Origin of the sequence: Acinetobacter sp. IK31, from assembly GCF_035615195.1 — a bacterium.
Lineage (GTDB): Bacteria > Pseudomonadota > Gammaproteobacteria > Pseudomonadales > Moraxellaceae > Acinetobacter > Acinetobacter calcoaceticus_C.
Window position 1 is genome coordinate 136,899 of record NZ_JANBOB010000002.1, and the last position, 12,026, is coordinate 148,924.

14 protein-coding genes are annotated in these 12,026 nt (G+C 39.6%); 11 read left to right on the plus strand and 3 right to left on the minus strand.

Annotated features, from left to right (window positions below; genetic code table 11):
* Positions 1–4: 4 nt before the first annotated feature.
* Positions 5–886: a taurine dioxygenase gene (tauD, locus tag MSG66_RS01495; protein ID WP_324651741.1), complete on the plus strand. Its 882-nt coding sequence runs from the start codon at positions 5–7 to the stop codon at positions 884–886.
* Positions 887–979: 93 nt separating this feature from the next.
* On the opposite strand, the gene MSG66_RS01500 is transcribed toward tauD, so the two are convergent.
* Positions 980–1,870 carry a LysR family transcriptional regulator gene (locus tag MSG66_RS01500; protein WP_262471682.1) on the minus strand — a complete coding sequence of 297 codons (891 nt, stop codon included), beginning with the start codon at positions 1,868–1,870 and terminating at the stop codon, positions 980–982.
* A 197-nt stretch (positions 1,871–2,067) separates the two neighbouring features.
* Here MSG66_RS01500 and MSG66_RS01505 point away from each other — a divergent pair, with 197 nt between their 5' ends.
* The 3 genes from MSG66_RS01505 (at position 2,068) to MSG66_RS01515 (ending at position 4,957) form a co-directional block, all read left to right on the plus strand.
* A complete protein-coding gene (locus MSG66_RS01505) occupies positions 2,068–2,754 on the plus strand; it encodes a hydrolase (RefSeq protein WP_324651745.1) in 687 nt (228 codons plus the stop codon).
* Positions 2,755–2,863: 109 nt separating this feature from the next.
* Positions 2,864–4,738 carry an amidohydrolase gene (locus MSG66_RS01510; RefSeq protein ID WP_324651747.1) on the plus strand — a complete coding sequence of 625 codons (1,875 nt, stop codon included), beginning with the start codon at positions 2,864–2,866 and terminating at the stop codon, positions 4,736–4,738.
* Between the two features lie 57 nt (positions 4,739–4,795).
* Positions 4,796–4,957 (plus strand): DUF1427 family protein, encoded by a 162-nt coding sequence (locus tag MSG66_RS01515; RefSeq protein WP_075431371.1) that lies wholly within the window; start codon positions 4,796–4,798, stop codon positions 4,955–4,957.
* Positions 4,958–5,026: 69 nt separating this feature from the next.
* On the opposite strand, the gene arsC is transcribed toward MSG66_RS01515, so the two are convergent.
* A complete protein-coding gene (gene arsC, locus MSG66_RS01520; RefSeq protein WP_324651749.1) occupies positions 5,027–5,455 on the minus strand; it encodes an arsenate reductase (glutaredoxin) in 429 nt (142 codons plus the stop codon).
* A gap of 84 nt (positions 5,456–5,539) precedes the next feature.
* Here arsC and MSG66_RS01525 point away from each other — a divergent pair, with 84 nt between their 5' ends.
* Genes MSG66_RS01525 through arsH form a run of 4 tightly spaced genes read left to right on the plus strand, consistent with a single transcriptional unit; the run spans position 5,540 to position 8,104 of the window.
* Complete coding sequence (locus MSG66_RS01525) at positions 5,540–5,869, plus strand: metalloregulator ArsR/SmtB family transcription factor (protein ID WP_324651751.1); 330 nt, start codon at positions 5,540–5,542, stop codon at positions 5,867–5,869.
* Between the two features lie 4 nt (positions 5,870–5,873).
* Positions 5,874–6,347 carry an arsenate reductase ArsC gene (locus tag MSG66_RS01530; protein ID WP_262471686.1) on the plus strand — a complete coding sequence of 158 codons (474 nt, stop codon included), beginning with the start codon at positions 5,874–5,876 and terminating at the stop codon, positions 6,345–6,347.
* Between the two features lie 10 nt (positions 6,348–6,357).
* On the plus strand, positions 6,358–7,404 hold the full coding sequence (gene arsB / locus MSG66_RS01535; RefSeq protein WP_003651286.1) for an ACR3 family arsenite efflux transporter: 1,047 nt from the start codon (positions 6,358–6,360) through the stop codon (positions 7,402–7,404).
* The gene (gene arsH / locus MSG66_RS01540; RefSeq protein WP_133974009.1) at positions 7,391–8,104 is read left to right on the plus strand and encodes an arsenical resistance protein ArsH; all 714 of its coding nucleotides are present in this window, start codon (positions 7,391–7,393) and stop codon (positions 8,102–8,104) included. Before arsB ends, arsH begins: the two co-directional genes overlap by 14 nt.
* 57 nt (positions 8,105–8,161) lie before the next feature.
* Here arsH and MSG66_RS01545 read toward each other — a convergent pair whose 3' ends face one another.
* Entirely contained in the window at positions 8,162–9,064 is a 903-nt protein-coding gene (locus tag MSG66_RS01545; RefSeq protein ID WP_202742322.1) for a LysR family transcriptional regulator, read from the minus strand.
* A 101-nt stretch (positions 9,065–9,165) separates the two neighbouring features.
* On the opposite strand from MSG66_RS01545, the gene MSG66_RS01550 reads away from it, so the two are divergent.
* From MSG66_RS01550 to ahpF, 3 genes are all read left to right on the plus strand, one after another.
* Positions 9,166–9,726 carry a chromate transporter gene (locus tag MSG66_RS01550; protein ID WP_133974004.1) on the plus strand — a complete coding sequence of 187 codons (561 nt, stop codon included), beginning with the start codon at positions 9,166–9,168 and terminating at the stop codon, positions 9,724–9,726.
* Entirely contained in the window at positions 9,726–10,247 is a 522-nt protein-coding gene (locus tag MSG66_RS01555) for a chromate transporter (RefSeq protein WP_324651758.1), read from the plus strand. The genes MSG66_RS01550 and MSG66_RS01555 overlap by 1 nt, the downstream gene beginning before the upstream one ends.
* 179 nt (positions 10,248–10,426) lie before the next feature.
* Positions 10,427–11,992 carry an alkyl hydroperoxide reductase subunit F gene (ahpF, locus tag MSG66_RS01560; protein ID WP_324651760.1) on the plus strand — a complete coding sequence of 522 codons (1,566 nt, stop codon included), beginning with the start codon at positions 10,427–10,429 and terminating at the stop codon, positions 11,990–11,992.
* Positions 11,993–12,026 lie beyond the last annotated feature (34 nt).

Below are 12,026 nucleotides of genomic sequence, written 5' to 3' on the forward strand. Positions count from 1 at the left end.
GAAGATGAATACAGTAATAGCGAACTTAAATATTGAAGTGATCAAGCCTACCATTGGCGCAATTATTCATGATATTGATTTGAATGTCTTGGATGAAAATACAACACAGCAAATCCAACAGGCTTTGCTTGATCATCAAGTCATCTTTTTTCGAAAGCAAAAATTAGCACCTCAGGCTCAAGCAGATTTGGCACGAAGTTTTGGCACCTTACATGTGCACCCGATTTATCCTTCTATTGAAGATGTGCCTGAAGTGATGGTACTTGATAGTTGGAAGCAGGACCTGCGTGATAATGAGCTTTGGCATACAGACGTCACTTTTAGCAATACACCACCATTAGGTTGTGTATTGCAAGCCATTAAAATTCCACCTGTAGGTGGCGATACTTTCTGGTCAAGTAACACGGCAGCTTTTAAAGGGCTTACGTTAGAGCTACAAGAAAAATTACAAGGTTTGACTGCGACACATGATATTCGTAAATCTTTTCCACTCGAACGTTTTGCAAATAATGACGAAGAGCGTGAAAAACTGCTACAAGCCTTTAAGCGTAATCCACCAGTGGTCCATCCAGTTGTGCGTACTCATCCAGTCACAGGCCAACCGCTGCTATTTGTGAGTGAAGGTTTTACCACTCGGATTAATGAATTACCTGAACAGGAAAGCGAGCAGTTGCTTAACTTCTTGTTTGAACATGCCACACAAGAAAAGTTTCATTTGCGTTGGAAATGGCAAGAGGGTGATGTCGCAATCTGGGATAACCGCTGCACCCAACATAAAGCATTATTTGATTATGGTGATGCACACCGCATTATGCACCGTGCCACCATTAACGGTGATGTGCCATTTTATAAAAAGGAACAACAGCCAGAGCTTGCTGGAGTTTAAGCAGAGCAAAATTTATTTAAAAATAAGAAGATTGAAATTACTCAAACCAACTAAAAATGCTGGGCCAGTTCTTATTGAAAAGGCCCAGATCACTTATTTTATGGCAATCATTTGATGTGTCAAAAAATCAATAAATAGTTTTACTTTCTTCGATAAAATTTTACGATTGGGCCATGTCACATATAAATGAAGTGGCTGACTGGTGTAGTCCTCCAAACATTTCTGTAATTTACCTTCTTTGTAGTAATGGTCTGCAATAAAATCGGGAAGAAAGACGATGCCGTGATCTTTTAGGCACATATCTAATAAGAGTTCGCCATTATTACAGGTCATTACAGGGAAGCAATTAAAAGACACTTCTTTTTGATCTTTTTGAAAAATCAATTTTTTATGTCGGTTATCTTGATAATAAATTAAAAATTTATGATCTTTGAGTTCCTCTAAAGAGGCGGGTAATCCATGCTGATTAAAATACTCAGGTGTTGCGTATAAGTAACGTTGATAGGTATTTAATATTTTGCTATTTGCCAAATTTGGAGGGGAGCCATCTACACGAATTGTTAAATCAAATTTATTATTATTCATGTCTAATAGCTGATCTGTCATGAATAAATCGATTTTAATACTGGGATATTTCTCAATAAAGTCTGAAATGATATTTTGAAGAAAAATATTGCTAAAAGACATGGGCGTATTGAGCTTGAGTTCACCTTCAGGGTACTGCTGATTGTAGCTAATTTCATAGGCAGCCCATTCAAACTCACTTAAAATGACTTTGCTGTGTTGATAGAACTTTTCTCCACAAGAGGTTAAGTTCATCTGTCTTGTTGTTCGGTTTAAAAGTGTGGTTTTTAGGTCATTTTCAAGATAGCAAACACGTTTGGCAACCAAGTCGCGAGAGATATCGAGAGCTCTGGCTGCGCTACTAAAATTCCCATGTTCTACGACACTTACGAAAGTGGAAATACAGTCTAATCGATCCATGGATAAGCGAAAGTTAAAAAAATATATATCAATGATTAAACTATAAAAATTAAAAAGCAATCATTGTTTTAATTGTATTCGCACAGGATACAGATTCGTGCTGATTTAGTGTCTATGCCTTTACATTTTTATCTGTTTTGATAATGACCAGTAAGCAATTTAAATGCATTACACATAAGGAATAATGGAGTTTACCCATGAATAAATCACTTTTAGAACAACTTTCACCAACGAATTGTCAGATTATTTTTATTGATCACCAACCACAAATGGCTTTCGGGGTACAGTCGATAGATCGTCAAGTATTAAAAAATAATACGGTAGGTCTCGCAAAGGCAGCTAAAACATTCAATATTCCTGTCACCATTACCACTGTTGAAACAGAAAGCTTCTCTGGTCATACCTATCCAGAGCTTTTAGACGTATTTCCAGATGCGCCACTTTTAGAACGTACTTCAATGAATTCATGGGATGACCAAAAAGTACGTGATTCACTTGCAAAAAATAATCGTAAGAAAGTGATTGTTTCAGGTTTATGGACTGAAGTGTGTAATAACACCTTTGCTTTTGGTGCCATGCTCGAAGGCGATTATGAAATTTATATGGTAGCTGATGCCTCAGGTGGCACCTCGAAAGAAGCGCACGATTATTCTATGCAGCGCATGATTCAAGCAGGCGTTGTTCCTGTAACTTGGCAGCAAGTGTTGCTTGAGTGGCAGCGTGATTGGGCACACCGTGATACTTATGATGCAGTCATGGCAATTGTACGTGAGCATTCTGGTGCTTATGGTATGGGCGTTGATTATGCCTATACAATGGTTCATAAGACACCTGAACGTACAACATCAAAACATGAAGTACTTGCACCCGTTCCTGCAAAATAAAAAAGTACTTATTTAGGTAAAGGCATGTCTAGTATTCAATATTGAAGTGATATTAATACGGATATGCCTTTATTTTTTAGAACGATAATTCACAAGAATGGAGTTCAGAATGACCGAAATAAACCTCATATTCAAAAACGGTAAAATCACAACACTAGATCCTAAAAATCCAGAAGTACAAGCAATTGCTATCGCAGAAGGTAAAGTAGTACGGACAGGTACAAATGATGAAATCATGAAGCTGGCAACAGCGACCACCAAAGTTGTAGACTTAAACGGACGTCGTGTCATCCCAGGTTTAAATGACAGCCATCTACATATTATTCGTGGTGGCCTGAACTACAATATGGAACTGCGTTGGGAAGGTGTGCCATCTGTAGCGGATGCACTACGCTTACTCAAGGAACAAGCAGATAATACTCCAGCGCCGCAATGGGTGCGGGTAGTGGGTGGTTGGACTGAATTCCAGTTTGCCGAAAAGCGTTTACCGACTTTAGAAGAAATCAACAAAGCTGCACCAGATACGCCAGTTTTTGTTTTACATCTATACGCCAGTGCCATGTTGAACCGCGCTGCTCTGAATGTACTAGGTTTTAATAAAGACACACCAGATCCACCGGGTGGCAGAATCGAGCGTGATGCAAAAGGCGAACCCACGGGTTTGCTACTTGCAACACCATCGGCCATGATTTTGTATTCAACCTTAGGTAAGGCTCCGAAATTACCAGTTGAAGAACAAGTCAATTCAACTCGTCATTTTATGCGTGAACTCAATCGTTTGGGCATTACCTCTGCAATTGATGCGGGAGGTGGTGGGCAAAACTATCCCGAAGATTATGATGTTATTAAGCAATTACACGATCAAAACCAAATGACGGTGCGAATTGCATATAACTTATTTGCTCAAAAAGCAGGTGAAGAGCTTGATGATTATCGCCGTTGGACAGAAATGACATTTCCGGGCGATGGTGATGAACTATTTAGAATGAATGGAGCGGGTGAGAACCTGACTTGGTCGGCGGGTGACTTCGAAGATTTCTATGAGCCACGTCCAGATTTACCAGAAAAGATGGAAGGTGAACTCGAAGCCATTGTTGAGCATTTGGCTGAAAAGAAATGGCCTTTTCGTATTCATGCAACCTATGATGAAAGCATTAACCGGTTACTCAATGTTTTTGAGCGAGTAAATGCTAAACAGCCATTTGCGACCCGATTTATTATTGACCATGCCGAAACGGTATCAGAACGTAATATTGAGCGTATTGGTGCATTGGGCGGGGGAATTGCAATTCAACACCGAATGGCTTATCAGGGCGAAATTTTTGTAAAGCGCTATGGTGCCGATGCAGCCAAAAATACGCCACCAGTTAAAAAAATGTTGGAACTCGGTGTGCCAGTCGGTGCAGGAACAGATGCGACACGTGTTGCATCTTATAATCCTTGGGTCTGTTTATATTGGCTAAGTACAGGTAAAACTGTTGGTGGTTTGCCGCTATATGATGAAAAAGATTTATTAGACCGCCAGACAGCACTGAAACTCTGGACTAAAGGTTCTGCATGGTTTTCAGGTGAAAAAGAAGTCAAAGGTTCATTAACAGCAGGCGAACTTGCTGATCTGGTTGTACTCTCTGATGACTATTTCAAAGTTGAAGCAGACGATATCCAATGGATTGAATCTGTACTGACTGTACTTGGTGGAAAAGTCGTTTATGCAGGTGCTGAGTTTAAGCAAGATGATCCGCCTTTACCGCCAGCCTTGCCAACATGGTCGCCTGTAAAACGTTTTGGTGGTCAATGGCGATTATCTGAAAACCGTAATGCACCTTCAAATCAGACTCTACAGTCAGAAAGTGCGCTATGTGCATGTGCTAGCAGTTGTGGCATGCATGGACATAGCCATTCATGGATGCTTGATGTTCCCGTAAATGATAAAGATAAAAAATCTTTCTGGGGTGCGTTGGGCTGTTCATGTTTTGCATTTTAAATAGAACAGTGTGGGAACTTGCCTCTTTAAATGGCTTGATTCCCTAAGGTATGTAGCATGAAAATGTACTTATTATCTTTGGCTGTAGGGCTGCTCGTTGGTGTCTTATATTACGTTTTAAATGTTAAGTCACCAGCTCCACCTCTTGTAGCATTAGTCGGTTTATTAGGCATGGTGATAGGAGAACAACTCCTTCCTCTTATTAAGTCCTATTTTTAACCGCTTTCATTCAACAAAAAAGCTAAATGGTATTGCGCCATTTAGCTTTTTATCTATGAAAATTTTAAATTATTTTACTCGTTGACCTTGTTCATTAATGATCACTTCACCATCTTCTTTCGCAAAATAGCTTAAGTTTTCTGAATCTAAAATATCAAGGACAATTTCAGAAGGGCGGCATAGACGCGTACCTTTAGAAGTCACCACAAATGGACGATTAATTAAAATTGGATATTCCACCATGAAATTAATCAATTGCTCATCTGTCCAGTGGTTTTGTTCCAATTCTAAATCTTTATATGGATCAACATTTTTACGAATTGCATCACGAACAGTTAATCCAGCTTGTGAAATGAGTTGAGTAAGCTCATCTTTACTAGGAGGTGTCTGTAAATATTCAATAATAATGGGTTCAATCCCCGCATGACGAATAAGTGCCAGCGTATTACGTGAGGTTCCGCAAGCAGGGTTATGGTAAATCTTCACTAGCTCAGACATGACAAATTTATCGCCGAATTAAGATATTGCATTTATATATGGATATCCGTATATTTGCAATAACGAATATGAAATGTTGCTGACATGATCACTCAAGTCGATTTTTTTAAATGTCTTTCGGACCCTACTCGGTTAAGCATTCTTAAATTGGTTTTAAGCAAACAAAACATATGTGTTTGTGAACTGACCGAGCAACTTGATTTAAGCCAACCAAAAATTTCCCGACATTTAGCGCTATTACGTACTCATGGCATTTTACTTGACTCAAGACAAGGGCAATGGGTGTATTACAGCGTCAACCCAGATTTACCAAGTTGGGCCGTTGAAGTTTTGAAAATTATAGGAAACCAAGATGAAAATTTAGTGAATCAATCATCTCCACAGTTTTCTTCTATTTCAACTTATTGTGAGTAAGACCATGAAATTCTTATTTTTATGTACCGGAAACAGTTGTCGTAGTATTTTGTCAGAAGTTTTATTTAATAGCCGTGCACCAGAAGGTTGGAAAGCGTATAGCGCAGGCAGTAAACCATCAGGTCAGGTGCATCCTTTAACTCTTGAAACGCTTGAAAATTTAGGTCTTTCAACAGAAGGTTTATGGAGCAAAACCATTGATGACTGCGAGCAGTATCAACCAGATGTTGTGATTACAGTCTGCGACTCTGCTGCACAAGAAGCATGCCCACTTTATTTAGGTGGTGCAATCAAAGCACACTGGGGCTTAAGTGATCCATCTCATTTAGACTTGCCAAAAGAAGAAAAATTAAAAGCTTTCCAAGAGACTGTAGATCATATTAACCGTCGTTTAGATGCATTGTTTGCATTAGATGTTGCGAACTTAAACCGTTCACATTTGATTGCTGAGATTAATAAAATCTCTCATATTGAGTAAGAGAGCCGAGATGACTAAGCAAAAGCTTTCTTTTTTAGACCGGAATCTGACGCTATGGATTTTTATTGCCATGGGTTTAGGTGTGGCAATAGGTGTTTTCTTTCCTCAAGCCTCGGTTTCTTTGAATCAACTCAGTGTAGATAACGTTAATATTCCGATTGCAATTGGTTTAATTTTAATGATGTATCCACCTTTGGCAAAGGTAGATTACGCAGCTTTACCGGAAGTATTTAAAGATAAAAAAACGTTGGCTTTGTCTTTAGTACAAAACTGGTTAATTGCGCCAATTTTGATGTTTGCTTTAGCGATTATTTTTCTACATAACTATCCGGAATATATGACAGGTCTAATCTTGATAGGCTTGGCACGCTGCATTGCAATGGTATTGGTATGGAACGGTTTGGCATGTGGGGATAACCAATATGTTGCTGCTTTAGTTGCTTTTAACAGTATTTTCCAAATTTTATTCTTTAGTACTTATGCATGGCTTTTCTTAACTTTCTTGCCGCCGTATTTTGGTGTGGCGGGTCAAGTCATTGATGTGAATTTCTGGACCATTACCCATGCTGTATTGGTGTATTTAGGCATTCCATTTTTAATGGGTTTCCTCACGCGATTCATTTTAGTGAAAGCAAAAGGGTTAGATTGGTATCAAACTAAATTCTTACCAAAAATCAGTCCGATTAGTTTGCTTGCATTACTTTTCACCATTGTGGCGATGTTCAGCTTAAAAGGTGGTGATGTGGTGAGCTTACCTTTAGATGTACTGCGAATTGCGATTCCACTGACGATTTACTTTGTGGTGATGTTCTTCATTAGCTTCTTTATGAGTAAACGTATGGGGAATAACTATCCACGTACTACTGCCATTTCATTTACCGCGGCTGGCAACAACTTTGAGCTAGCTTTAGCGGTTGCGATTGCTACTTTCGGTTTAGCATCACCTGTAGCATTCACCACAGTGATAGGACCATTAGTTGAGGTTCCGGTTTTAATTTCACTCGTTTCTGTTTCTCTTTGGCTCAAGAAAAAGTATTTCTCACATGAACAGTCTTAACAATGATTTATCAAATGTAGCGTTAAATCTTTTAGATAAGCCTACTTTTGAACAAGTGCAAGCACAGCAACTTGAACATCCACCACGAATTTTATTAATGTACGGTTCTAATCGTGAGCGTTCTTACAGTCGTTTTGCTGTGTTGACAGCAGGCCGAATTCTTGAATATTTAGGCGCCGAGGTCAAAATCTTTCATCCTAAAGGTTTACCTTTACCAGAAGATGCAGAAACAGATCATCCCAAAGTGCAAGAGTTGCATGAGCTTTTGACTTGGGCAGAAGGTATGGTGTGGTGTTCACCAGAACGTCATGGTGCAATGAGTTCTATTTTAAAAGCTCAAATTGATTGGATTCCCTTAGCTGGCGGAGCAATTCGTGCAACACAAGGTAAAACCTTAGCCGTTATGCAAGTCAGTGGAGGTTCTCAATCTTTCAATGCTGTGAATCAAATGCGCATTTTAGGGCGTTGGATGCGTATGATTACCATCCCAAATCAGTCTTCAGTTGCTAAAGCTTTTTTAGAGTTTGAAGAAGATGGAAGTATGAAGCCTTCTTCGTATTACGATCGAATTGTCGATGTAATGGAGGAACTCTATAAGTTCACTTTATTAACACGTGGACAAAAACAATACCTGACAGATCGTTATTCTGAACGCAAGGAATCGGCAGAAGAGCTGTCAAAACGAGTCAATCAAAAATAAACTATTTATGAAAGAAGTGCTCCACTTGGGGCACTTCTTATTGCCCAGCTTTTAAACTCAAGTCATTGTGGGTAATAGTTTTTGTAGTAGTTCAATAAAGTTTGAAACTTTTGCAGAGTTTTCATTTTCTCTGGTAATTAAATAAATTGGCGCTTTAGGTTTAACAATATCATCAAATTCACGATAAATAATTTCGTTATTCCAAAAGTTATGCATAGACGCGGGTACAATACTAATTCCGATTCCGGCGGCAACAAGGTTTAAGGTTGCAGTAGGGCGAGGAGCTTCTTGAATAATATGCGGACTAAAACCGGCTTGATAACAGGTATATAAAATATTGTCATATAAACCTTGCCCAGATGAGCGTCGGTATAAAACAAAATTTTCATCAGACAAATCACTTAAAAGAATTTTATCTTTCTGAGCAAGCGGATGGCCTAAGGGTAAAGCCATAATCATAGGCTCATCAAGTATATGTATGTTTTTTAAACCAATATCTCGGCTTACCGGTGTACGCAAAAAAGCCACATCAAGTTTCTCGGATAACAACCAATCTAATTGCTTTTGACTACCTGCTTCTTCAAGTTTAGTTTGTACGGCAGGATACATTTCTCGATAAGAACGTAATAAAAGTGAAATGAGTGGATGTAAACCTGCGGAACTGGTAAGGCCAATATTGAGTTGTCCTGTTTTACCTTGACTAACATTTTGTACAATTTGTGGAATATGTTTGGCGTGTTCTAATAGTAATTTCGCTTCTTTAAATAATACAGTTCCGGCTTCGGTAGGCTCAATGCCACGTGGCTGACGAATTAAAAGTTGTACTCCTAGCTCTTGTTCTAATTTTTTTAATAATCGGGTAAGGGGAGGTTGTTGAATAAATAATCGATTTGCTGCATGAGTTATATTCCTTTCTTCAACTACAACAACAAAAGCATGTAGTTTGTGCAAATCGAGCATAGGAATACCTTTTGAGTATGGTTCAGAGAAATAAAAGCATTTGTAGATATATCATAAAAGTAGCATTCTATCTGAGTCAAATAAAGTGAAAAGTAACGAAAATGAACCATGTGGAAATTGCAGTGCAGAAGGAGAGCGTACCTAGTTGCACCGAACTTTTTTTGGGTTTTTTGACACTAGGTTTAATTGGATTTGGCGGTGTATTACCTCTGGCTCGTAAAGTTATTGTGGAACAGCGGCAATGGCTAAGTCCTGAGAAATTCACCGAGTTACTTGGTCTGTGTCAGTTTCTTCCGGGCGGGAATATCATTAATTTGTCGGTTGCGATGGGTATGGAGTTTCGAGGTATCCGTGGGGCAGTTAGTGCCTTAATCGGTCTTATTCTGGCTCCGACTATTATCGTTGTTCTTTTACATTATGTGTATGAACAATTCCAAGACAATTTAATGGTAAAGCACCTTTTCGAAGGGTTGGCGGCAGCAGCGGCGGGGCTTTTAGTTGCAACAGGCCTAAAAATGTTAAAGCCATTATTGCGTAATCCTTTAGCGATGTGCGTTGTGGTGGCAGCTATCATCAGTATTGCATTTTTGAAAATCTCTTTGCTCATCACCATGCTGGTTTTACTGGCGATTTACTCGACCATTATTTGGAGACGTGTGTAATGGGTGCAGTTTTACTTACATTAGCTATCATTTTTACTCAGTTGTCACTTATTGCTTTTGGTGGTGGAAATACGATTTTGCCGGAAATGCAGCGACAAGTTGTTGATATCCATCACTGGATGACAGCACAAGAGTTCAGTGCACTGTTTGCTATGGCTCAGGCGGCGCCCGGCCCTAATATGATGATTGTGCCACTTGTGGGTTGGCATGTAGCTGGATTGTCAGGTTTGCTAGTGACCTCTACGGCTAAATTTTTACCTTCATCCATTATTACGGTGTTGGTTATGCGAGGCTGGTCAAAATTTAAAGACAAAAAATGGCGCCGTGTTTTACAACTTGCATTACAACCCGTCACGGTCGGAACGGTACTTGCCAGTGCTTGGATCATTTCTGAAGCAGCAGCTATAAATACTTTACTTGTCATTATGGTCATCGTTGCAACCTTATTATCTTTAATTAAAAAAGTTCACCCATTACATGTCTTGATTGCTGGTGCAGCATTTGGTGTTGTTCTACTCTAGTTTAACCAGTTTGCCGACCTGCGCTGGATGAGTTCAGGTTGGCTTTTTTTGATTGAAGTGAATAATAATTAAATCTAAAAAACCGATCAAATCTATAAAAACATACTGTTTTACCTATTTCATGTTTTGACGTACTATGCATCTATTGAAAGAATTTGGATGCATTGGAGTAAAAACAGATGTTAGATCAAAACATTAAAACTCAATTAAAAGCTTATTTAGAACGTTTAGAAAGTCCAATCGAATTAGTTGCTGCTTTAGATGAATCAGATAAAGCTGCTCAAATTAAAGAGCTAGTGAGCGAAATTGCTGAACTTTCTGACAAGGTCACTGCCCGTTTTGATGGTAACAATACACGCCGTCCAAGCTTTGGTGTGGCTAAAACAGGTGAACAACCTCGTGTGTTTTTTGCCGGCTTACCAATGGGTCATGAGTTTACGTCTTTGATCTTGGCACTGTTACAGGTGTCTGGCTATGCGCCTAAAGTGTCTGATGAAGTATTGAACCAGATTAAAGGTTTAAACCTCAAAGCTGACTTTGATGTGTTTGTATCGCTAAGCTGTCATAACTGTCCGGACGTGGTGCAAGCGCTTAACCTGATTGCCATTTATAACCCGAACACAACTGCAACCATGATTGATGGTTCATTCTTCCAAGACGAAGTGGAACAACGCAAAATCATGGCTGTTCCAATGGTGTTCCAAAACAATGAACACATTGGTCAAGGTCGTATGACCCTTGAAGAAATCGTAGCAAAACTCGACACCAACTCTGCTGAAAAAGATGCAGCAGCGCTGAATGCCAAAGATGCCTTTGATGTGTTGGTGATTGGTGGTGGACCTGCAGGTGCAACTGCTGCGATCTATGCAGCACGTAAAGGCATTAACACAGGTATCGTGGCTGAACGCTTCGGTGGTCAGGTCATGGATACCATGGACATTGAAAACTTCACTTCTGTGCAAAAGACTCAAGGTCCTAAGTTTGCTGCCGAAATGGAAGCCCATATTCGTGAATACGATGTCGATATCATGAATTTGCAACGTGTCGGCAAAATCGTTGGTGCAGATCAGACTACAAATGGCTTAGTTGAAGTTGAACTTGAAAATGGCGCAAAGCTTGAATCGAAAACTGTGATCCTTTCAACAGGTGCGCGTTGGAGAGAAATGAACGTACCGGGTGAGCAAGAATACCGTACCCGTGGTGTAGCGTACTGCCCACACTGTGATGGTCCATTGTTCAAAGGTAAACGTGTTGCGGTGATTGGTGGCGGTAACTCAGGTGTAGAAGCTGCAATTGACCTTGCAGGGATTGTTGAGCATGTCACTTTGGTTGAATTTGACACCAAACTACGTGCTGACCAAGTCTTGCAAAACAAATTGCATAGCTTGCCAAACACGACTGTGATTCTAAATGCATTAAGTACAGAAGTGTTAGGTGACGGATCACAAGTGACTGGTCTTAAATATAAAGATCGTGCCACTGATCAAGAGCATGTGGTTGAGCTTGCAGGCATCTTTGTACAGATTGGTTTGTTACCAAACACTGATTTCTTAAAAGACAGTGAACTTGAATTAACCAATCGTGGTGAGATCATGGTGAATGACCGCAACGAAACCAACGTAAAAGGTGTGTTTGCTGCGGGTGACTGTACGACAGTTCCGTACAAGCAAATCATTATTGCCACAGGTGAAGGCGCTAAAGCATCACTCTCTGCTTTTGACTACATCATCCGTTCTGGCCAGTAAGATGTAAATCCAGAAACAAAAAAGCCAAAGGTGA